Consider the following 22,634-nt stretch of genomic DNA (forward strand, 5'->3'; position numbering starts at 1 on the left):
GGGCTGTCGTACTGAAAGAAAGGATTTAGTATGGATCGTGAAACGCGCAGTCAAAAAGTTTCGCCCGACAAGGTCAATGCCGAAAAGGAATCCCTTACGAGCATCGACAAAGCGCTGATTATTCTGGAGACCCTCGGTTCCGACCCCTATGAATATAAAGTGCAGGCTCTGGCTCAGAAAACCGGTTTCAACCGGTCTACTGTCTACCGGATGCTGCGGACTCTGGAAAGCCACCACCTGGTGGTCTATGAATCTGAGACAGACCGGTATAAGATCGGGCCCGGCATGTATCATATCGGGGCTACCTATCTCTACAATCACAATTACAGCAATAAGATCCAGGATATTCTTTCGGAGATCTCCGATATTACGAAAGAATCCGTGGGCATGGCCGTAAAGGACGGTGACAAGATCATTTCCATCTTCGAGATCGAAGTCCATCAGCCTATGAAGCTGAACGATGTGCCGGGCAGATACTTTACGGTCAATAAGGGAAACTACGGAAAGTGCATCATGGCCTATCAGGACCCAGAGTACATCGATCGTTTTCTGGATACGCAGACTTTTGAAAAGACCTGTCCGCGCACCCTGACGGAGAAAGAGGAACTGCTGGAGGAATACAGCCGCATTCGGGCCCAGGGTTATTCCGAAAGCATTGATGAACTGGGGATCGATATTCTTGGAGCCGGCGTTCCCCTCTTTGACAAAAGGGGGAAGATAAAGGCCTGCGTCGCCGTGGCCTTTTTCCGCGACGACGGCTGGGAGGAAAAACTGGTGAACATACGCAATATCCTCCTGAGTTATAAAAAGGAATTGGAAAAGTACCTTCCATGATCGCCGCCGCGCCGCCCCTGTGAGACGGCCGCTCCGGTACGGTCCACGTTCCGCCAAAAGGTACGGAAAGCCCCGGCAGCGCAGCGCGCTGCCGGGGTCTTTTATTCCGTGATCATCAGAACGGTCCGTAGCCGATAGTGTTTGCAATGACTACGAAGATCGCGCCCATGAGATATTCCAGCAGGATCAACGGAAGGATCCATTTCGCCCACTTCTCCCACGGTATCTTGGCCAGGGCCAGACCGGCCATAAAGTATCCGGAAGTGGGAGTAAAAATGTTCGAAATGCCGTCTCCCAGCTGATACGCCAGCACTGCAGTCTGACGGGTCACGCCTACGATATCTGACAGCGGCGCCAGGATCGGCATGGAGACCGCGGCCTGACCGGAGCCGGAGGGCACCAGATAGTTGAGAAAACATTGGAAGATATAGATCCCCACAGCGGCCACATTGGAAGACAGACCTGCCACCAGATTGGATGTGTAAAACAGGATCGTGTCTATGATGCCTCCATCGGTCATCAGTACCAGTATGGCTCTGGCAAAGCCCACGATGATGGCTCCGCTGGCCAGAGTGGCCATTCCCTTCGTCAGATGTTCGGCAAAACCGTTCAGGCCAAGACCGCCTACCGCCGCGCTCAGGCCGGCCATGATCAGGAAAACGGCGGACAGTTCTTTGAAGTACCAGCCGAATTTCACCACGCCCACGGTAAACGTGATGATCGAGGCCGCTACGATAAGCAGGATGATCACGTGGGCCTTTGTCATCTGCTTCAGGTTGGACAAGTCCAGCTTATCTTCTCTGGCCGCGTCGATCTCATACATGGAGCTTTTCAGTGGATTCTTCTTCACCTTTCCTGCGTAGATATAGACAAATCCGATCATCAGCAGACACATGCAGAAAAACAGTACGATGCGAAGACCCATTCCGGAGGCCATGGGAAGGCCTGCGATCCCCTGGGCCACTCCCACCGTAAACGGGCTGAGAAAAGCGCCTGCGAATCCCGCGCTGCATCCTACCAGGACCATGGCCGCTCCGGTCATGGAGTCGAATCCCAGAGAGATAGCCAGCGTCACCATGATCGGAATAAAAGGCAGGGCCTCCTCCGCCATACCGAAGGTAGCTCCTCCCACAGCGAAGGCGAACATGATGAACGGTATGACGATCCGCTCTTTCCCGGCCATCAGCTGAGTGATCTTGCACAGGACGGCTTCGATCGCTCCCGTCCCTTCCACTACGGCAAAACATCCGCCTACGATAAACAGAAAGAAAATAATTCCCGCCATCTCCACCAGCCCCTGATGGAAGGACTGGAAATACTGAAACAGATTCTGGGGCGTCTGCGCGATGAAATGGAACGATCCCGGGTCCACCACCTCTCTGCCCGCCTCGTTGACCACCCGGTCGTACATACCTGCCGGTACCAGATAGGTCAGTATCATACAGATCAATGCGATACCCATGATGATAATATACACGTGAGGAACCTGAAATTTCTTTTTATTCAACGTTTCCATCTGAACACCTCCTCATGTTCTCCGTCATTTTTCACCGTTTACACCGCAGAAGCTCACTGCCGCCAGCGCGTAAGAGAGGCAGCCGTCCTCCAGACTTTTTATTGAAATGTGTTCGTCGTTGGAATGACAACAGGCGATCTCTCCCGGACCGATGACGACGGTAGGTATTCCGGCGTAGTTGCTCAGCAGGCCGCCGTCTGTCCACGCCGGAAAGAAGCTCATGACCGCATCCTGCTCTACGGCGCTTTTCACCGCCTGTCTCACAGCCTGTACCAGCGGGTGGTCCGCAGATATCTCCATCGCCTTGTGCACATACCCTTCTTTCATGGCGCTCTCTTCCGTAACGCTCATGATGCATTTGAAGTCCTTATCTTCTCGTTCCAGTCTGTGAAGGATCTCCCGGAATTCCCCTTCCACCTCCTCGTAATTCTCACCGGGCAGAAACCGCCGGTCCACATACAGATTGCATTCGCCCGCCACAGTGGACAGCTGCGTCCCGCCGTGTATCACCCCGTAGTTCAGCGTAGCTTCCTCCAGCAGCGGGTGCTTTCTCGCGTAAATTTTCGGAATCAGCTCTTCCTCCAGGGCGTTGATGAACCTCACCGCCTTGGCGATGGCGTTGATTCCCTCCTTCTGTCTGCCGCCGTGCACTGTTTTTCCGATGAACTGAAAACGGTACCATTCCAATCCTCTGTGGGCGGTGCAGACCTGCAGGCCTGTGGGCTCTCCCACGATGGCGCCGTCGGCCTTTATCCCCTTCTCGATCAGGTCGATGGTGCCGATGCTGTTGTGCTCCTCATCCAGCACGCCGGTAAAGATCACGTCTCCTTTCAGCTGGATCCCCGCGCGTTTCAGAGCCAGCATCGCTCCGATCATGGCGGCCAGCGGTCCTTTCATATCAGCCGCCCCACGGCCGTACAGATTTCCGTCTCTGATCTCCGGTTCAAAGGCTTTTTCCATTCCATTGGGCTCCACCGTATCCATGTGCCCGTTGAACAGCAGAGTCTTTCCGCCCCCTGTTCCGATCATTCTGGCCGTCACATTGCACCGCCCGTCCTGGACTTCGTCCAGACGGCACTCAATGCCCTCCCGGTCAAAAATACTCTTTATGTAGCGCGCCACCTCCGTTTCCTGATTTTTGATCCCAGCATAAGACGGGATACGTACCAGATCACCGGTCATCTCCGCCAACTCTTCCCTGTCGATCAACGGTTTCAGCTTTTCCGAATAATCCTGACAAACCATTTCAACGCCCCCCTTTTCGTTTTTGTTCATATCTTGAACATTAAGTTCATAATTTAAACGTATTATATCACAGCCCCGATAGATTGCAAGTAAAAAATGAAGTTATGCTCCCCTGAAATTGACATCCGCCTATTTTCACAAAATCGTTGACAGACTTATGCAGCAGTGCTAATATATTTTCATATCAGGAAACCGAAGACGGGGAAGTAAAACTGCAAAACGGTCTCACAGCGAATCCGGGGCGGTGCAAGCCGGACAGATGACGTTGCAGATAAATGGTCCTCCGAGGGCGAAGCGAACGGACAGCAGGCCGTGTGCAGAAACGATCCGCAAGACAGGATCCACAGTTGAGAGTTTTTGCGCCCCATGTGAAGTTCAAGTAGCTGAGACGCTTGAGCCGGCGTTATCGGGCTGAGGGTGTGATGGCACTCTGCAGAGAGAATCTGTCTTCCGCTTTTGCCGCGAGATGGATTAAACAAGGTGGTACCGCAGGTCAACACTTGTCCTTGTATGAGGATCGGTGTTTTTTTTATTCAGCGGGAAATATCGGCGTGGGCAGATCTGACCTACGCAGATTCCGCAGCTGCCCTGCCGCTTTGCAGAGAAATTACCCTTTTCAACAACCCCACAGAGGTCCGCGCTGCGTTTCGGCGCATCCTTTCTCTTTTTCCCGCAGGATGGGGAGGGAAAGAGCAGCGAAAACAGTTTGGGCCGAACAGAAAAGGAAAAGGAGAAAAGAAAATGAAAATGAAAATGAGAATGACAAACAGAGACGCGGAGAGAAAGAACATGGGCAGAGGGCGCAGAAAACTTGCGCTGGCCCTCTGTGTGATGCTGCTGGCCCTGGCGGCCTTCACCGGCTGCGGCGGCGACGGAAACGGAGGCGGCTCCGGCAACGCAGACCGGCCGCTCATCGGTATCGTACAGATCCAGGAGCATACTTCACTGGATATGATCCGCACCTCTATTTTGAAGCAGATGGCCGACGACGGCTTTATCGACGGTCAGACCTGCGATATTTATTACCAGAATGCCGGCGGTGAGCCCAGCAACCTGAAGACGATCTGTCAGCAGTTTACGGCCAAAGGCTGCGATCTGATCATCGCCATCGCCACCCCCTCCGCTCAGGTGGCCCTGGGCGAGACCACGGAGATCCCCATTGTGTTCTCCGCGGTCACCGATCCTATCGAGGCCGGCGTCGTCACTTCGCTGGAGCAGCCCGGAGGAAACATCACGGGGACTTCCGACTACGTCTCCGCCGCTCAGATCATGGATCTGGCGGCACAGATCACGCCGAATTTCAAGACCATCGGCGCCATCTACAATTCCGGTGAGACGAATTCCCTTTCCGTCATCGAAGATCTGAAAGCTTACGCCGTTGAAAACGGTCTGACTGTTGTGGACGCTCCAGTCATGAACACCAGCGAGGTACAGCAGGCCGCCAGTTCTCTCATGGGAAAAGTCGACATCGTCTACGCTCCCATCGACAATACCATCGCGTCCAATATGCCGGTGATCTGTCAGGCGCTGGATGAGGCAAAGATCCCCTTCTACGTCAGCGCCGACTCCATGGTAATGGACGGCGGACTTGCTACCATTGGGATCAACTACGAAGTTCTTGGCGCTGAGACCGGGAAAATGGTCACAAAGATCCTCAACGGGACCGATCCTGGGACCATCGACGTAATGACCATGAAGGATCTGAATATCTATGTGAACACCGACACCGCAAAGCGCATCGGCGTGACATTCCCCCAGGACGTTCTGGACAACGCCACCGTCTTCACCGACGCGGACGCGGCGATCAACAAGACGGAGTAATACCCGGCCGGCTGACGGGCTGATGAACGTCCCGCCGGTACGATGAGAAAAATAATCTGCAGATGGCACAGGCGTTCCTGTGTCATTTGCGGCGTAATGGAGGCAAACATGTTTATGTCATTTACCGCAGTGGTCGGCTCCGTGGAGCTCGGCCTTATATACGCCATACTGGCCCTGGGCGTATTTCTCTCCTTCCGGACGCTGAACACGCCGGATCTGACCGTGGACGGAAGTATCGTCACCGGCTCAGCCGTGTCCGCCGTGGTGTGCAGCACGCTGGGAAGCCCTGTGCTGGGGCTTCTGCTCTCTTTTGTGGCCGGCGGACTGGCCGGCGCGGTAACGGCCCTGCTCAATACGAAGCTGAAGATCGAAGCGCTTCTGGCCGGTATCCTTGTCATGCTGGGCCTCTATTCCGTCAATCTGCGGATCCTGGGAGGGAGGGCCAACATTCCCCTGACCCAGAGTCCCACGATCTATAAGAACGCCAGATCTGTTCTCAACACGCCTTACTCCGGCTGTCTGATCGGGATCGGCGTTCTGATCTTAGTTATCATACTGTTTTATCTGTTTCTGAACACTCGTCTGGGCTTCGCTCTGCGGGCCACGGGAGACAACGAATACATGGTGCGTTCCGCCGGCGTGGACAGCAGCGCCATGCGGCTTCTGGGCATCTCTCTCTCCAACGCCTTCGTGGGACTGGCGGGCGGTATGCTCGCCCAGTATCAGTCCACCGCCGACATCAATATGGGAACCGGCATGGTGGTCATCGGCCTGGCCTCCGTCATCATCGGCGAGGCGGTCTTCGGCGTGATCTTCAGAAACATGCCCCTGCTCCTTCGTCTCTTCGCCGTGGCCGCGGGTGCGGTGCTCTACCGGCTGGTCCTTGCCGTCGCCCTGAACTCCGGCATGCCTTCCACCGACCTGAAGCTGACTTCCGCGGTCATCGTCACCATCGCCCTTGCCAGCGGCGCTGTCAGCGATATGCTGCCCGGACGCAAAAAGAAAAAAACCATATTGGGCCAGGGCGACGTTTCTGTCCGCGGATCCTCCTCTGTCCCCTCCTCACGCAGGAACCCGGCGCGCTCGTCCTCTGCCGGGGAGAACAGCGGAAAGGACGGTGAATAAAATGCTTAAAATCCAAAATCTGAGCAAACGATTCAACATCGGTACCGTGAATGAGAGGATCGCCTTAAACGATCTGAACCTCACGGTCAGAGAAGGCGAATTCATCACCATCATCGGGAGCAACGGCGCCGGAAAATCCACCCTCATGAACTGCATTTCCGGCGTGGAGCGGGCAGATTCCGGACGGATCTATCTGGATACCATGGACATCACCCGGCTTCCTGAGCACAGGCGTTCACGCTACATCGGACGCGTGTTTCAGGATCCCATGAAGGGAACCGCCTTCGATATGACCATCGAACAGAATCTGGCCATCGCGGCCTGCAAAAATAAAAGCCGGGGCTTTCAGAAAGGGATCACGAAGAAAGACCGGGAAGAATTTAGACAGCGGCTGTCTCTTCTTGGCATGGGACTGGAAGACCGCATGACGCAAAAAGTGAAACTGCTGTCCGGCGGCCAGCGTCAGGCCCTCACCCTCTTCATGGCCGTGCTTTCCGGCCCCAAGCTTCTCCTTCTGGATGAGCACACGGCGGCGCTGGACCCGGGAACAGCAAAAAAGGTGCTGGATCTCACCGACCGCTTCGCCGATTCCAACAGTATGTGCACGCTGATGATCACCCACAACATGTCCGACGCCCTGGCCCACGGCAGCCGTACCATCCTGATGGACAGCGGACGGATCATCATGGATCTGAAAGGACGCGACCGCGACAATATGACAGTGGAGATGCTGGTGGAACAGTTTGATATCGCCAACGACCGCATGCTGCTGAAATAATCTGCGCTAAAATATCAGCATTCGAAATTTAAGATGTAATAAAAAAACCACCTCAAGGAACACTATTCCTGAGGTGATTTTTTTTATGCTTGGAGTTATTATGAGTATTGTAGCCGGCGCGGCTATGAGTTTTCAGGGCGTGTTCAATACGCGCCTGTCAGAAAAGATCGGATTGTATGAATCGAACATGTTCGTTCAGGGCACGGCCTTTGTGCTGGCTCTGGCCGCCATGTTCATCCTGGGAAAAGGAGACATCATGCAGCTGACCCAGGCCAGCAAGGTATACTGGCTGGGCGGCGTTCTGGGACTGATCATCACGGTGACGGTGATGCTGGGGATCGGGAATCTCAGCCCCACTTACGCCATCTCGATCATACTGATCTCACAGCTTCTGGTCGCTGCCATCATCGACGCCTTCGGGCTGTTCGGTTCAGAAAAGGTCAGCTTCGACTGGAATAAGTATGTGGGGATCGCAGTGATGATCGCCGGCGTGCTGCTGTTTAAATGGCAGCGAAGTTAGCCGGCGGGCGGGACGGCGGTGAATCGCCGTCCCGCCGTCCCATGACCGGCCGTACCTTCACCTGCTCTCTCAGGGAAAACAGGCCGAAAGCCCGTCAGCCCAGCAGAAGCTCTGTCAGCTCTTCCGGCGTCATGCCGCCTATATAATCGCTCAGGCCGCTTCCTTCCAGCGTCTTCAGGATCGCCGCGCGCTCATAGGGCACGCCCCTCAGCTGGTCTTCCAGCTCTGAGATCTCCCGGACGCCGAAAAAATCCCCGTAAAACCGCAGTTCTTCCATCCGTCCCTCTCTCACAGTAAAACGCGCGTCCACGATCCCGAACTCATATTTTTTCGCGTTCCCCGCCGTAAAAGCCGGCGATCTGCCGTAGTTCCATTCCCATGTCTCGTACTTATCCTTCGCCAACTCTGCGATAGCCCGCTGATCTTCCTCTGTGATCACGTATTCTTTCACATCCGGACTGGTGTTCAGAAAATATTCATACAGACCGTTAAAGAAATCTTCCGCACTCATCTGTCTGTCCAGATGAGAAGCGATGTTGGTGATCCGGCTGCGCACAGATTTGACGCTCTTGCTTTCGATCTTCAGCTTGCCGGGCGTCAGCACGCCGGAGAGATCAGCCACATCTGCCGCAAAGAGAATACACCCGTGATGCATGAACTTTTCGCCCCTCTTTGTCTGAGCGTTGCCGCAGAATTTCATGCCGTCGATGAGCAGATCGTTTCTCCCCGACAGCTCCGCGTCGATTCCCAGCGTGCGGATATAATCGCACACTGGTTTCGTAAAGTATTCGTAGTTGCTGAACAGTCCATCCCTGAACGTCTCGATGACCGTATAATTCACATTGCCCAGATCGTGAAAAACCGCTCCTCCTCCCGACAGGCGGCGCACCACGGCGATGCCGCTGCGTTCCGCGTAAGAAGCGTCCACTTCCTCCGCCGTGTTCTGATTCTTACCCACTACCACGGTCTTGTCGTTTCGCCACAGCATGATCAGATCGCCGTCAAATCGATCAAGGAAATACTCCTCCGCCGCCATATTGAAATATGGATCAGTGCTCAGATTTTTTGTCAGATACATATCGGTGCTCCTTTATCATGTTTTTAACAGCATATCACACATGATAATAATGTACAATCCTTACGCTGTATCCGCACCTCTCTGGCTCCTGTCCCGTTATTTTTCGTCCCCATGGCAGCGGCATGGGCTTTGTTCGCTGTGGGCTCTCTGGGCCATAGGCGGCTTTTCCGGCGTTTTCTGCGGATGTTTGCAGTGGCATTCACATGCTGAACAGCCGATGCATCTGGCGCCGCTTTTCTTTGACTTGATGATGTATCTCAGCGCCGCTCCGATGAGAACAGCAAGAATGACGACAACGATAATATCTGTCATAAGACCTCCTCCTTACGCCGCACTTCTTGACGCAGAATTTGATTCCAGCTCGTATTCCGCAGCCAGACGGCGATTGGTTCTCCGGATCAGATAAATGATCACAGCCGCCATGGCGAGAACCGCCGTCAGTCCGGGAACAAATCCGCCTCCTACCGTGCCGGTGGCGGCCAGCGTACCGATCTGATAGACCAGAAAACCCGCAGCATATCCGACGCCAAGCTGCAGACCGATGCCGCCCCAGAGCCACTTGGCACTCTTCATTTCAGAATTCATTGCGCCGATGGCGGCAAAGCAGGGAGGCGTGAACAGATTGAACATCAGGTAGGCCAGCGCGGCCGCTTTGGTCAGACCGAACACGGCGGCAACGCTGGAACCCGCCCCATCCATCAACGCCAGCTCATCCGTATTGATGAAGTTGGAGATACCATAGCAGACAGCCAGTGTGCCGACCACATTTTCTTTTGCGATAAACCCGGTCACCGCCGCGGCGGCCAGCTGCCACGCGTGGAAACCGACGATGGGGATCAGCAGATAGGCGAAGGGCCCTGCCACGGAGGCCAGAATGGAGGTGTTTTCCATCCCCTCTTCCACCACCTGAAGCTGCCAGTTGAAGCTCTGCATGATCTGGACCAGCGTATTGCAGACCAGAATGATCGTCCCCGCTTTGACTATGTAGGCCCATCCCCGTCCACACATGGAGTAAAACGCGCGGATCAGACTGGGCGTCTTATATTCGGGCAGTTCAATAATAAAGTAAGACTTTCTCACCTTATAACCGGCCAGCGTATTGACGAGCAGCGCGCACGCCAGGATCAGGAATATACCCACGAAATACATCAGCGTGCCTACCCAGGAGGCGTCGGCGAAGAAGGCGCCTGCAAACAGCGCGATCACAGGAAGCTTAGCGCCGCAGGGCATGAAAGAGGTCAGCATGGCGGTGGCTCTGCGTTCACGCTCGTTGCGGATGGTCCGGCAGGCCATAACTCCGGGGATCGCACAGCCGGTGCCGATGATAAAGGGAATGACCGATTTGCCGGACAGACCTACCTTCTTGAAAATAGGATCGAGAACCACAGTTGCCCGCGCCATGTATCCGCAGTCCTCCAGGAGCGCGATCAGGAAGTACATGACCATGACCAGCGGCAGGAAACCAATGACCGCTCCCACGCCGCCGATTATGCCGTCGACCACCAGCGACTGCAGGAAGGGAGAGGAGCTTTCCATCCATCCGCCCACCGCTTCTCCGAAGGCATCGATCCGGCCTGTCAGAAGGTCCGCAAACCAGGGACCGGCCCATGCCTGGGATATCTGAAATACCAGAAACATCACGCCGGCAAAGATGATCAGACCGATCACAGGGTTGGTCAAAATATTGTCGATACGGTCCTGAACATTTCTTTCCTTCGTCAGCGTCCTGCGCGTCTCTACCTTGGGAACGATCCTGTTCACAAACTCAAAACGCCTGCGGTCCGCTTTTTCTACCTCATGTTTGTCGGTCAGATCCACGCCTGTCTGCACATAGGGCGCCTTCTGGCTCTTGCCTTTTAATGACACGGCTGCCTGGACCACCTCCTCCAGTCCGCAAGCCGACGTGGAAACGGTATTTACCACAGGACAGCCCAACTGATCGGACAGCGCCACAGAATCGATACTGGTGCCCTTCTTCTCATTGATATCGCTTTTATTCAGCGCGACGACCACCGGGACGCCCAGTTCCAGCAGCTGTGTGGTGAAAAACAGGCTGCGGCTCAGATTCGTAGCGTCTACGATATTGATAATGACGTCCGGTCGTTCGTTTCTGACATAGCTGCTGGTGATGCTCTCCTCAGAAGTAAAGGGAGACATGGAATAAGCTCCGGGAAGATCGACTGCCACCAGTTCCTCTCCTCCGGCGCAATAGTTTTTCTTAATGGCCGCTTCCTTCTTTTCCACGGTAACGCCCGCCCAGTTTCCCACTCGTTCGTTTCTTCCGGTAAGGGCGTTGTACATCGTCGTCTTACCGCTGTTAGGATTGCCTGCAAAAGCAATTCTCATTGTTTGATCCTCCTCTCAAAATTACGTTACACTGAAATTTATCACATGTATCCCGCAGTCGCCGCACACGAGTTAGCATTCACTAACCCAACGTTCATAAAAAAGTTCCCTTCGAAAACTGATTCGCCCTATGGGCTCACTTTCACAAGGCAACCTTTTTTGAAACATACGGAAATATCAACGAACAATATTTCCTATACGATAAAAAGCCGGACGCCGGCGGCCGATCATTCAGATCAAGATGGCCGATGCCAACTGGTGATCGATGTTATACCTGCCATCCTTGACAGAGATAACGCAGCCGTTCCTGGTTCGGGAAACCACGGTGACCGGCTCGCCGCTGTAACATCCCAGCGTAAATAGAAACGAATCTAATTCTTCATCATCCGTTGCGATCTCACGAATGATATATTCCTTTCCTTCCTGTGCATAAGTCAAATCCATATTGTGTATCCGCCTTTCAAACACGTTGTTGACCATAACCATTCTTTTGTCCCCTGACATTTTCATGCCGCCCCTATTGACCGGGAAAAAGCCCGCGGCCGCCGTTTATCGGACTATCTGACCGGAAAAAAACGTTCAGTCAATAGTTGACGGACCGCGGGCATGGTTAGAATATGCTAACCATCGTGTTTTTTATAAGGGTTAGTATAAGCTAACCCTTTCAACATTTGCAGTTTACCACTGCGGGCGGCATTCTGTCAATACCAAACGGCCATTTTTTCTGGAATTTTTTTCACCCGTGCCGCTACATCCACTTGGTATCGCCGGAAGCTCCATCATAGCCGGGGTGATTGTCGAAGCGCACCACGCCCACCGGGCACTTCCCTTCCACGGCCTCCGTCACTCTGGCGTGTCCGATGGTTCCGAAACCTCCGCAGAGCTCGATGCATTTCGCACCCTCATCGGCCGCTTTCAGCGCCTCTTCACAGGCCATAGCGTAGTTTCCCACTCCGATGATGATCATCTCACCGTTAGCGCCCACATCCATTACCGTGCGCTGCGCTTCCTTGATATCTCCATTCACGAACATAAACACGATCTTTCTTTTCATATTTCCCTCCCGGCGGTCTGAAACAAAGATGCCCTTCCGCCCTGTTCCGATGGCGATGTAACTTATCCTATCATTATAACAACGATATCCCTTTCCCGCAATCCCGCAAAACAGGAATTACGTCAGAGGCCGGACGCCCTTCCCCGGCGTCCGGCCCCATTCCGCTCCGCTTCGTTCACTGCTCTGCCCGTCGCCGGGGTTCCCGGACTCTGTTCACCGCTGTGGGCGGGCTTAAAGCACGATGCAGATAAAATATTCCTTGCCTTCGTCGCTGATCTTCTGCAGCGAACGCTGTACCTTCGCCCGGATGTGGTCCGGTACATTGGACAGCTTGTTTTCCATCTGCTCGGTCACCATCTCGTACAGAGATTTCCCAAAGATATTCGTCTCCCAGATAGCGGAGGGATCGTTCTCAAATTCCGCCAGCAGATATTTGATCAGATCCTCGCTCTGCTTTTCGCTGCCCACCACGGGAGAGACCTCTGTGGTGATGTCCGTCTTGATGATATGTAAGGAGGGCGCTTTCGCCTTCAGCCTGACGCCGAATTTGCTGCCCTGTTTAAAGATCTCCGGTTCCTCCAGGACCATCTCGGACAGCTTCGGCTGGACGATGCCGTAGCCGGAATCCTCGACCTGCTCCATGGCGGCCTTCAGTTTGTCGTAGGACTTTTTCGCCTGAGAGAACTCCTTGATGAGCGTAAAGAATTTGTAGTCGTTCTCCACCTCGCATTCCATGATCTCGCCGATCACCTGATAGAACAGGCCCTTCACTTCTGTCATCTCCACGTCGATATTGCCGCTTCCAAGATCCATGTTCCTCACATCCACGCTCTGTATAACAGTGCCGTCTGCCAGAGATCCGATGGTGCTGCGGATATCGCGGATATTGTCAAAGGTCTTGCTCCATTCGCGGATGTTGTTGATCAGCGTAGCCTTGATCCAGTGATCGTTGCCCAGTCCTTCGATGAAACCCGGCAGCCGGAAACTGATCTGGGATGCGGGGAATTCGTAGAGGGTGTCGGCCAGGATCTCGTTCAGCGTATCCTGGCTCATTTTGCGGCAGTCCGCCGGAATGACAGGCACCTGGTATTGAGACTCCAGCTTGCTGCGCAGATCTTTAGCGGCTCTGCCTTTCGGTTCCAGGGTGTTCAGCACGATGACGAATGGTTTTCCCAGCTCTTTGAGTTCCTTGACGACCCGTTCCTCCGCCGCCGTGTAGCTGTCCCTGTCAATGTCTCCGATGGAACCGTCTGTGGTCACCAGAATACCGATGGTGGAATGATCGCGGATCACCTTCTCCGTCCCCATCTCCGCAGCCTGTGCAAAGGGCATCTGTTCTGTGGACCAGGGCGTGCTGACCATCCGGGGCGTGCCGTCCTCCATGTGTCCCAGCGCGCTGGTCACCAGATAACCCACACAGTCTACCAGACGCACCCGGCAGTTCACATTGCCGGGAAGCTCCAGAGCCACGGCTTCCGCAGGCACAAATTTGGGCTCCGTCGTCATGATCGTGCGGCCGCTTCCGCTCTGCGGCAGTTCGTCCTGTATCCGCTGCTTCACGTACTGATTGGCCACGTTGGGCAGGACCATCAGATCCATAAACCGCTTGATAAACGTGGATTTACCCGTGCGCACAGGACCCACTACCCCCACGTAGATGTCGCCCTGTGAACGCTTCGCAATGCTTTCATATATGTTCATATCACTCAAAATAAAACCTCCCCTTGCCGCCGGTTTTCTATCCTGTGCCGCACGCTGCGGGCGTTCGGGAAAATAAGCGGCCGCTATACTGTATTTGCCTGTCGTCCAACCAGTCTGTGTTACAGTATACGGGGGAGGTTGTTTTATTATTCTTGTTTTTCTGCAGGTCTTTCAAATTTCAGACTGCCGGCCGTCCGACCCGGCTTCGGCATCCAGATCTGATGCACGAATGATCCGGCACTCGTACGGTCTAGCACGTAGCTCCGCCGGTCTCGTGAAGCTTGGCCGCCAGGATCTCGTCTTTTCTTCCCAGGATCTCGTCGCTCAGGAGCTGCTTCTGTACCTCGTCGAATCCGATACGCGCGATGGTCTGAGCGAAACGCTCGCCGGTCTTTCCCTGCTCGCGGTAGAGGAGCAGTGTTTTTTCGATGACGGAAAGCGCTTCTTCTTCATCCATGAACACCTTATCCAGCGCTCTGCCGACAGCCACCTTCTTGCCCCAGCGGCCGCCGATGTAGATCTTGTAGCCTGTCTTGCCTCCGGGCAGCGCGTCGAAGTTGCACTTGCCCACGCAGCGGCCGCAGTTGTTGCAGGCCTCCGGGTCGATGGTGAGCATGCCGTCCTCAAGTTTCGCCGCGTCCATGGGGCAGACGGTCTCCACGGGACATTTCTTGCATCCCATGCATTCATCCTCGTCATATTCGGGGATCAGCTGACCGATGATCCCCAGATCATTGAGATCCGGTTTCACACAGTTGTTGGGACATCCGCCCACCGCGATCTTGAACTTGTGGGGAAGTTTGACCTGGGCGTACCCCTCGAAGAAACGATGATGGATCTCCTCAGACAGCGCAAACGTGTCGATGAGACCGTACTGGCAGGTCGTTCCCTTGCAGGATACTACAGGGCGAACCTTAGAGCCCGTTCCTCCGGTCACGAGACCTTCCTTCGCGATATATTCCTGGAATTCCCCGATCTTATCAAAGGGAACGCCCTGGATCTCAAGGGTAAGACGGGTGGTAAAGAGAATGTTTCCATTTCCGTATTTTTCCGCCGCCTCGGCGATGCACTTCTGCTGTGCCGCCGTGATCTTGCCGTTGACGGTGATGATACGAGCGGAAAAGTTGTCGGTTCCCTTGTTGCTCAGAAAACCCTGAGCCTTCACTCTCTTTTCTTCTTCGGGGCTGATGGTTAATGTGGCCATTGGTGATTGGATCCTCCTTTAAAACTGTGCGATACGATGCGAATAATATATTTTTAAAATGACATGCAAACCCGGCCGCCCTGTTCCGGCGGCCGGCTGCATAGGGAGCCCGGACCTCTTCCGGCACGCTGCCGGCGCTCTGCCGGATCACAGGCCGGCTCTCACGATATCTTTCATTATAAACTAGATCTCTGTTCCGTTAAAGGTCGTTCCGCCTTCCAGCACCTTCGTATTCGTATACCCGAAGGCCTTCAGCCGGTTCTGCAGCAGGTACGCTCTCTTTCCCTTTGCACAGACCAGCAGCAGTCTGGCGTCGGCTGCATAACCTGGCAGAGGTCCGTTGACCTGGGTCAGGTCCACGTAGGGAGCTCCCTCGACGGTGGGATTGATGGAAGCGTCGATGACCTGATAGCCTTTGGCCGCTCCCGCTCCAAACTCCGTGGGAGTAAAGGTATCAAAGGCGCCTTCCAGCTTGTTTTTCAAAATATACACGGCGTTTACGAAGGGATGGATCGCCGTAGAAAACGGCGGCGCGTAGGCCAGATCCATATCCGCCAGCTGATCCAGCGTGGCGTTCAGGTACAGACCCGTGACAGCCACGTCCACCACCTTATCCACTGCGTTCTTTCCCAGCGCCTGTACGCCCAGAAGTTTCCTGCTCTCTCTGTCCGCGATCAGCTTGATGATCATGTCGCCCGCTCCCGGGTAATAATGCGCTTTGTCGTCCACTACCACAGTGACGCTCTCCGGATCGTAGCCTGCTTCTCTTGCCTGAGCTTCTGTCAGTCCTGTGTGCCCGGCGTCCAGCCCCGGCAGGCGGCAGACTCCCGTACCCACTACGCCGCGGTACGATACGTCTTTGCCCGCCAGATGCATAGCGGCGATCCGGCCCTCTATATTAGCCGACGAACCCATGGGCGACCACTGAGACGCTCCGGTGACGGCGTTCGTCACGCAGGCGCAGTCTCCCGCCGCGTAGATGTCCGGGTCGTTGGTCCGCATGTTTCCATCTGTTTTGATCGTGTGGTTGGGCATCATCTCAATGCCCGTACCCTCCAGGAACTCCGTATTGGCGCGGATTCCGATAGCCAGCACCACCGCGTCCGCTTTCATGGCTTTCCTGCTGGTCAGGACCTTCTCCACCTTCTCCGTTCCCTCAAGTCCCTCGAAGCGCGTTCCCGTAAAGCACATGATCCCCTGGTCTGCCAGATGATTCTCCACGTACTCCTGGACCTCCGGATCAAAGCCCGGCAGAATGTGATCCGCCATGTCGATGACGCTGACCCTCACTCCTCTGGCAAAGAGGTTTTCCGCCACTTCAAGGCCGATGAAACCTCCGCCTACCACTACGGCCCGTTTCATCTCGCCGCTGTCCGCAGCGTCCCGCAGAGCGTAGGCGTCCTCCGGCGTTCTCATATAAAAGACGTTCTTCAGGCCGGTGCCCTCCACCGGCGGTACAAAGGGTCTGGCGCCGGACGCGATCACCAGCTTGTCATATGCATAACTTTTCCGTTCTCCGGAATTCAGATCCACGGCGGTGACGGTCTTTGCCTGCCGGTCGATGGACACCACTTCGGTCTCCGTCTCCACAGCCGCCCCGGTCAGCGCCGTAAACTTCTGCGGCGTGTTGACGATCAATTCTTCCTTCTCCTCGATCACATGCCCTACATAATAAGGAAGTCCGCACCCGGCGTAAGAAATATCTCTGCTTTTCGTCAGAATCCGTACCTGGCAGCTGCTGTCTTCTCTTTTCAGCTTTGCTGCTATTTTCGTTCCCGCGGCGACACCGCCGATGATGATCACGTTCATGACAATTCATCTCCTTCTGTCGGATTCGCTTCTCTGCGAAGCCTGATCTCTCCAATTATATGGCTTTAGTTTACTACTATTCTTTTTATAAGTATAGTGCTATAATTTTTATAGAAGCCATAGGAAAAACCTATGGTCATTACCCGAAAGGAAATAGTAAATATGGCAGTTACCTTGTGGCATCTAAAGCTATTTACAGCAGTGGCCGAGTCCGGCAGCATGAGCGCGGCGGCGGCGCGGTACATGATCCGCCAGCCCTCTGTGAGCCAAAAGATCGGCGAGTTGGAGACCCATTACGGCGTCCTGCTCTTTGAGCGGTTCGGGAACCGGCTGCAGATCACGGAGTCGGGAAAGCGTCTTCTCCCCCTGGCCAGAGACCTGACCAGCCGGTTCGATTTTCTGGACGAATTTATGTCCGCCGAACGCGGACGGCGGCGTCTGCGCGTGGGCGGAACGATCACCGTGGGAAGCGCGGTCTTTCCCCGGCTGCTTCAGACGTATCGGGAAGAAAATCCGGATGTGGAACTCTTCGCCAGCGTCAGCAATACGTCCGCAGTCTGTGAAAAACTGCTCAACAATGAACTGGACGCCGCTCTTGTAGAGGGCCGGGTGACCCATCCCGACCTGATCAGCACGCCGAAAATAAACGACTCTCTGGTCCTGGCCTGCGGGCGCGCCCATCCGTTTTACAGCAGCCCGGCGGTGAGGATCGGCCAGCTGGACCAGATGGAGTTCGTCATGCGCGAACCGGGAAGCGGCACCCGGGAGCTCTTCGAACAGTATGTGAACCGACACGGAGTCAAGATCCGCACTCTTCTGGAATACAATAACCCCGACGCCATGCGCAAGGCTCTCTTCGCAAACAGCTGTCTGGCGGTGATCTCCGTACTCCTGCTGGAAGAAGACGCCATGCGCGGCGACGTCCGGCTGTTCCAAAACAGCCGGCGGGAGTGGAACCGCACTCTGAATCTGGTCCGCCACAAAAATAAGCATATCGGCCGGCCCCTGAGCCGATTCTTCGAACTGCTGGACCGGGATGCGAAAAGTTTTGAAACTCACGAATCGATCCCTATGGGACTGCTGCTGGACGAATGACCCCTTTCCTCCCAGAGACCGGATCCCCCGCAGGGGAAATGATATCCGCAGAGTTAAAAAAAGAGAGCGTCTGCCTGCTTTGCAGGCAGACGCTCTCTTTTTCTATTTCTCTTCATACAGTTCCAGGATGGCATCGTCCTTGATAACGAAAGCCAGTCTGGCCGTCTCAGAAGCCGCGGCAGGTCCAAAGATCACCTGATCCGCATCTTCCATGTACTTTTCCAGATCGTCCACCCTGTACGCCACGTGGGGATTCTTGTGGAGTATCTCCGGGAAAGGAGTGCCTTCCTCAAATTTCAGATACTCGATCTTATAATCGTAATCGTCCGGATCGCTCATCCACAGCTTCATGTCCTCGTTGTAGACCATCCCCGGCTTCTTGGTGGTGATTGGAATACCGATATGCATATATTGAGCCGCCATTATGTACCGTCCTTTCTATTACGCCCCAAAGCCCGCCCTCGGAGGGCGCGGCGGGCCCCGGAGCTATTTCATATCACAGTAGAATTCATAGGCCTGCCGGTCGGTAAATCCCTCGTGGACCACCTTTCCTACAGCCCGGGCCATCATCTTCGGATTTTCCGCCTGGAAGATGTTTCTGCCCATGTCCACGCCCCTGGCTCCCTCGCTGACAGCGCGGTAAGCCATGTTCAGCGCCTCGTCCTCCGGTACCTTCTTGCCTCCGGCGATGACGATGGGGACGGGGCAGGCCGCCGCTACCTTTTCAAAGTCCTCGCAGTAATAGCTCTTTACCACGTGAGCGCCCATCTCCGCCAAAATGCGGGTGGCCAGAAGGAAAAACTTCGTGTCTCTTGCCATCTGTTTGCCCACGGCCACAACACCCAGGGTGGGGATACCGAACCGGGTGCCCGCGTCGATGGTACGGCACAGATTTTCCAGCGAGGCCGACTCTCCCTCAGAACCGATGAATGTCTGTACCGCCATACAGCAGGCGTTCATCATCACCGCGTTCTGGACGTCGGCGGACAGGCCGCTGCCCACCGTCATGTCCTCCTTTGCCACGGAGGCGTCGTACGTCACGCGCATGCAGACCGCCTTGTCCATCTGGGGCGGAATGCAGCTGCGCAGCGCCCCCCGCATGGCCATGAGGACGTCCACCTCCTCGATCAGCGGCGGGATGGCCAGATCCAGCCGTTCCAGCCCGGCCGTGGAACCCATGATATATCCGTGATCAAAGGCCAGCATCACAGTATTTCCCGATCTGGGACTGAACATCCGCGATAACCGGTTCTTCATGCCCCAGTCGCAGTGATCCAGTCCTTTTACATAAAATCCTTCCTGCTTCGGCAGGACGTCAAGGTGATAATCCTTGGAGGCCTTGAATCCTTCGTTGTCCGCCATCTGTCTTTCTCCTTCCGATTCTGTATTTTGCGGTGGTCCGCTCTTATTTCTTCATGTAAGGCGTTCTGCAGGGCGCGTTGTAATATCCCAGCAGCTCGTCGTCCATTCTGGCCAGGAACATCTGGAACCCGGCCTGTTCCTGAACGGTCAGAAGTTCGCCCACCTCGTTGGCCACGATCTCGATCTTTTTCTCAGCCAGATGTTTTACGCACTTTCTGTAGATGATCAGCAGCTCCATGAGGGTGGTGGCGCCGCTGCCGTTGAGGATCAACATGACCCTCTCCCCTTCCCTGATGCCGATGTCGGCCAGCAGCGCGTCCAGCATCAATACCGCAGTGTCGTCGGCGCTGGCCAGAGGCCGGGCTCCGCCGCCGCCCTCTCCATGCTGGCCCATGCCTACCTCCATGTCGTTCTCGCCCACCTCGGAAAGGGCTCCGCCCGTGGCGGGATGGGTAGCGCCCCGAACAGCCACCGCCAGCGTGGCCATATTTTCTGCAAAGCGGCTGGCTATCTCATAGACTTCGTCCAGATTTTTTCCGGCTCTGGCCGCGGCTGCCGCTATCTTATATGTAGGAATACATCCCACCAGACCCCTTCTGTCGTCCGAGTTTTCCCTGGGCGCGTTGGATACGTCCTCCTGTGTGACCAGCTTTTTCACATTCATTCCCAGCTTTTTCACCTGCTTCATGGTCAGGTTGGCCGTCAGCATATCTCCGGCATGGTTCAGCACTACGAAGAGCACGCCGTGGCCCTTGTCCGCCATCTTCAGCGCTTCCACGCAGGCCTGAGGACCGGGAGCGGCAAATACGTCGCCTACCACGGAAATATCCACCATGCCTTCTCCCACAAAACCGCTGATGGCCGGTTCGTGTCCGCTTCCGCCCAGAGTCACGATGGTAACGCGGTCCGCGTCCGCCAGCGCCTTGCTGACTACCAGATTATTCTCCCTGAGTTCGATCAGATCGCTGTTGGCCAGCGCCAGGCCTTCCAGAAGTTCTGACGTGAGATCTGCCGGATCGTTGATAAACTTCTTCATTTTCATGACAAATTCCTCTCTTTCTGCTGCACGCTTCCCCTGTGAACAGGAAATAATCTTACGCTCGTTTTCTTTTGGTCCTAAACTTCTGAGAGTCCCAGGAAGAAATACTTCATAGAGACCGCTCCCGCGTCCGGAGTCCCGATGGTCTTTTCCTTATAGCTTTTCGCTCTTCCAAACTTGGATACAAAAGCCTCGCTGGCCTTCGCACCCTGTTCCGCCGCCTCAGCCGCCGCCGCGAACAGCTCGCTTTCGCTTCCCTCTGTCCGCTGCATGGCCTCCACCGCCGGGATCAACGTGTCCATCATAGTCTTGTCTCCCACCCGGGCAGTAGAAATATCGTACATCTCCTCAAGGGCTGCCGCAAACATCTTTTTAACGTCGTCCGCTCCCAGTTCCGCCGTCTCCTCCTCGATGCCCAGAGCCAGACCGCCGATAAAGGTGCCCCACAGCGGGCCCGCCGATCCGCCGTTCACGCCCATGATGGCCGCGCCCAGATCGTCCAGCAGCGCGTAGAGATCGTCGCCTTCCTCGTACTCTTCCAGGCTCCCCTTTATCTCTCCGGCAATTTTTCCGATGGTGATGCCGTGGTCGCCGTCGCCGAACAGGGAATCGATCTCAGTCAGCTCGTCCTTCGCCTCTTCCATCCTCTCCGCAGCCGACAGCAGTCTCTCTTTGAATTCGCTACCAGTCATAATTATCGCCTCCGCCCGTATGATTCGCAGCCTCTGCCCGCCATGGGCATTCCCGCTGCGTTTTTCAAGTAGATAGTAACATCTGTAATTAACGCAGTCAATATTTTTCCGAATATTTCTTATTTATTTTTTGAGATCCATTGCTGCGCCCTGCCGTTTCTTGCTTAATTTCAAGCCATTCAGAGATATTCAGGTATTAATTCTTATTTCAGACATAAAAAAATCGCCGAATACGGCATATATCATTCGGCGATTTTAGTTACATATGTAACTTTTCATCTATTCTATTTACCTCTATGCCGCCCTGTCAGCGCTGCGGGAATTCCTCCTTCAGCAGCTCGGCGGCCAGCGTCTCGTTCAATATCAGATCGGTGATCAGGCCTGTAGCCAGCGCCCCTGCCGCAGCCACGGCTTTGACGCCGCCGGCGCAGAGCGCCGTCACGCTTACCCCGGTCCCCTCCACGAGCTTGTTCCGGTCTTGCGTGCCAGGAGTCCGGTAGGGAAGAAGGCCCCTGATCCTTATCCAGAGAGGGATGTGTATAAGTGACGGACGCTGCCGCAGCCACGGCTTTGACGCCGCCGGCGCAGAGCGCCGTCACGCTGCCCGCCGACGCCAGGTCTTCCCTGGAAATACGAAGGATCCGGTCGCTGTCTTCCGGGATAAAGCGCCCTTCCCGATCATAAAAGTAAGACAGCATGTGTCCGGCGGCCTTCCGCTCCGACAGCCTGGAACCAAAACGCAGCGCCGTGGCCATATCAGGCGACGAAGGATAGTTGGATATATTGATCAGGGCCACGTCCAGACGCCGCCACAGCTGCCTGATCTGGCAGTAGGAATCCGTGTTCTCGTAGATCTTCTTCTCCGCCTCCGACTCCGCGATGGCCGGGCCGTAGATGTAGACGGGAGAGAGACCGGTCCTGCCTGAGAGGATGCGGACCAGCTCGTTTGGATGATAGCTGCGGTACGAAGCCGCCGCGTTGCCGATCAGAGGGCAGATCACACCGGAGAGACCTCTCTCCCCGCCGCTCTCACTCTGCTGCTCCCTGCCTTCCAGATGATCCGCGACGCGTCCGATCAGCGATCCCCATCCGATCCCCAGACAGCCCGAACCGTTCATTTTCTCCTCCACCAGCTTCCAGGCGGCGGCCACCACGCTCTTGTCCGTCCTGTCCTCGTCGCTTTCCATGGGAACCACCCGCGCGCACCGCAGACCGTACTTTTCTCTCAGCTGTTCTTCCATGATCTGATGAAAGCTGGTTGCTTCCGTAATGCGGATCGTGACGATCCCCAGCTCTCTGGCCTCTGCCAGAAGTTTGCTCACCATGGGACGGGAAATGGCAAAATACTTTGCAATATCCGCCTGGGTCTTATTCTCTTCATAATACATCCGGCTCGCCCGTACGAGCCTCTTCAA

21 protein-coding genes are annotated in these 22,634 nt (G+C 55.2%); 6 read left to right on the plus strand and 15 right to left on the minus strand.

The genetic code is table 11. From position 1 onward, the window contains the following. The first annotated feature begins 30 nt into the window (after nucleotides 1-30). The gene (locus tag E0E37_RS15785; protein WP_130863941.1) at nucleotides 31-834 is read left to right on the plus strand and encodes an IclR family transcriptional regulator; all 804 of its coding nucleotides are present in this window, start codon (nucleotides 31-33) and stop codon (nucleotides 832-834) included. A 115-nt stretch (nucleotides 835-949) separates the two neighbouring features. On the opposite strand, the gene E0E37_RS15790 is transcribed toward E0E37_RS15785, so the two are convergent. Beyond that, the gene (locus E0E37_RS15790; protein WP_130863942.1) at nucleotides 950-2,350 is read right to left on the minus strand and encodes a YfcC family protein; all 1,401 of its coding nucleotides are present in this window, start codon (nucleotides 2,348-2,350) and stop codon (nucleotides 950-952) included. 24 nt (nucleotides 2,351-2,374) lie between these two features. Further along, nucleotides 2,375-3,595, minus strand: coding sequence for a M20 family metallopeptidase (locus E0E37_RS15795; protein ID WP_165445401.1), 1,221 nt, complete (start codon nucleotides 3,593-3,595; stop codon nucleotides 2,375-2,377). Between the two features lie 741 nt (nucleotides 3,596-4,336). Between E0E37_RS15795 and E0E37_RS15800 the strand changes: the two genes are divergently transcribed. The 4 genes from E0E37_RS15800 to E0E37_RS15815 all read left to right on the plus strand — a co-directional run bounded on the left by E0E37_RS15800 (nucleotide 4,337) and on the right by E0E37_RS15815 (nucleotide 7,839). Further along, nucleotides 4,337-5,416 (plus strand): ABC transporter substrate-binding protein, encoded by a 1,080-nt coding sequence (locus tag E0E37_RS15800; RefSeq protein WP_246019757.1) that lies wholly within the window; start codon nucleotides 4,337-4,339, stop codon nucleotides 5,414-5,416. A gap of 108 nt (nucleotides 5,417-5,524) precedes the next feature. Next, nucleotides 5,525-6,541 carry an ABC transporter permease gene (locus E0E37_RS15805; protein ID WP_246019758.1) on the plus strand — a complete coding sequence of 339 codons (1,017 nt, stop codon included), beginning with the start codon at nucleotides 5,525-5,527 and terminating at the stop codon, nucleotides 6,539-6,541. A gap of 1 nt (nucleotide 6,542) precedes the next feature. Continuing rightward, entirely contained in the window at nucleotides 6,543-7,319 is a 777-nt protein-coding gene (locus E0E37_RS15810; RefSeq protein WP_130863944.1) for an ABC transporter ATP-binding protein, read from the plus strand. Between the two features lie 100 nt (nucleotides 7,320-7,419). Next, nucleotides 7,420-7,839 (plus strand): DMT family transporter, encoded by a 420-nt coding sequence (locus tag E0E37_RS15815; protein ID WP_330548593.1) that lies wholly within the window; start codon nucleotides 7,420-7,422, stop codon nucleotides 7,837-7,839. Between the two features lie 94 nt (nucleotides 7,840-7,933). On the opposite strand, the gene E0E37_RS15820 is transcribed toward E0E37_RS15815, so the two are convergent. From E0E37_RS15820 to E0E37_RS15855, 8 genes are all read right to left on the minus strand, one after another. After that, on the minus strand, nucleotides 7,934-8,917 hold the full coding sequence (locus E0E37_RS15820; RefSeq protein ID WP_130863946.1) for a lipoate--protein ligase: 984 nt from the start codon (nucleotides 8,915-8,917) through the stop codon (nucleotides 7,934-7,936). 96 nt (nucleotides 8,918-9,013) lie between these two features. After that, nucleotides 9,014-9,229, minus strand: coding sequence for a FeoB-associated Cys-rich membrane protein (locus E0E37_RS15825; protein ID WP_130863947.1), 216 nt, complete (start codon nucleotides 9,227-9,229; stop codon nucleotides 9,014-9,016). Between the two features lie 12 nt (nucleotides 9,230-9,241). Further along, nucleotides 9,242-11,263: a ferrous iron transporter B gene (feoB, locus tag E0E37_RS15830; RefSeq protein ID WP_130863948.1), complete on the minus strand. Its 2,022-nt coding sequence runs from the start codon at nucleotides 11,261-11,263 to the stop codon at nucleotides 9,242-9,244. A 231-nt stretch (nucleotides 11,264-11,494) separates the two neighbouring features. After that, entirely contained in the window at nucleotides 11,495-11,707 is a 213-nt protein-coding gene (locus E0E37_RS15835; RefSeq protein ID WP_130863949.1) for a FeoA family protein, read from the minus strand. Between the two features lie 304 nt (nucleotides 11,708-12,011). After that, nucleotides 12,012-12,317, minus strand: coding sequence for a DUF6506 family protein (locus E0E37_RS15840; RefSeq protein ID WP_130863950.1), 306 nt, complete (start codon nucleotides 12,315-12,317; stop codon nucleotides 12,012-12,014). 231 nt (nucleotides 12,318-12,548) lie between these two features. Continuing rightward, a complete protein-coding gene (spoIVA, locus tag E0E37_RS15845) occupies nucleotides 12,549-14,018 on the minus strand; it encodes a stage IV sporulation protein A (protein ID WP_330548611.1) in 1,470 nt (489 codons plus the stop codon). A gap of 250 nt (nucleotides 14,019-14,268) precedes the next feature. Further along, complete coding sequence (locus E0E37_RS15850; RefSeq protein ID WP_130863952.1) at nucleotides 14,269-15,222, minus strand: 4Fe-4S dicluster domain-containing protein; 954 nt, start codon at nucleotides 15,220-15,222, stop codon at nucleotides 14,269-14,271. A gap of 183 nt (nucleotides 15,223-15,405) precedes the next feature. Next, a complete protein-coding gene (locus E0E37_RS15855) occupies nucleotides 15,406-17,031 on the minus strand; it encodes an FAD-dependent oxidoreductase (RefSeq protein WP_130863953.1) in 1,626 nt (541 codons plus the stop codon). Between the two features lie 162 nt (nucleotides 17,032-17,193). Between E0E37_RS15855 and E0E37_RS15860 the strand changes: the two genes are divergently transcribed. Beyond that, complete coding sequence (locus E0E37_RS15860) at nucleotides 17,194-18,126, plus strand: LysR family transcriptional regulator (protein ID WP_165445402.1); 933 nt, start codon at nucleotides 17,194-17,196, stop codon at nucleotides 18,124-18,126. Nucleotides 18,127-18,228: 102 nt separating this feature from the next. On the opposite strand, the gene E0E37_RS15865 is transcribed toward E0E37_RS15860, so the two are convergent. The 5 genes from E0E37_RS15865 to E0E37_RS15885 form a co-directional block, all read right to left on the minus strand. Next, nucleotides 18,229-18,549, minus strand: a complete 321-nt coding sequence (locus E0E37_RS15865) for a hypothetical protein (protein ID WP_130863955.1) — start codon at nucleotides 18,547-18,549, stop codon at nucleotides 18,229-18,231. A gap of 63 nt (nucleotides 18,550-18,612) precedes the next feature. Continuing rightward, entirely contained in the window at nucleotides 18,613-19,488 is an 876-nt protein-coding gene (lsrF, locus tag E0E37_RS15870) for a 3-hydroxy-5-phosphonooxypentane-2,4-dione thiolase (protein WP_130863956.1), read from the minus strand. Between the two features lie 43 nt (nucleotides 19,489-19,531). Continuing rightward, nucleotides 19,532-20,530, minus strand: a complete 999-nt coding sequence (locus tag E0E37_RS15875; protein WP_130863957.1) for a dihydroxyacetone kinase subunit DhaK — start codon at nucleotides 20,528-20,530, stop codon at nucleotides 19,532-19,534. 74 nt (nucleotides 20,531-20,604) lie between these two features. Next, entirely contained in the window at nucleotides 20,605-21,219 is a 615-nt protein-coding gene (locus E0E37_RS15880) for a DAK2 domain-containing protein (RefSeq protein WP_130863958.1), read from the minus strand. 284 nt (nucleotides 21,220-21,503) lie between these two features. Continuing rightward, nucleotides 21,504-22,607: a sugar-binding transcriptional regulator gene (locus tag E0E37_RS15885; protein ID WP_165445403.1), complete on the minus strand. Its 1,104-nt coding sequence runs from the start codon at nucleotides 22,605-22,607 to the stop codon at nucleotides 21,504-21,506. Between the last annotated feature and the right edge of the window lie 27 nt (nucleotides 22,608-22,634).

The sequence above is a fragment of the Bacilliculturomica massiliensis genome (assembly GCF_900605495.1).
In the GTDB taxonomy this organism is placed as follows: Bacteria; Bacillota; Clostridia; order Peptostreptococcales; family Anaerovoracaceae; genus Bacilliculturomica; species Bacilliculturomica massiliensis.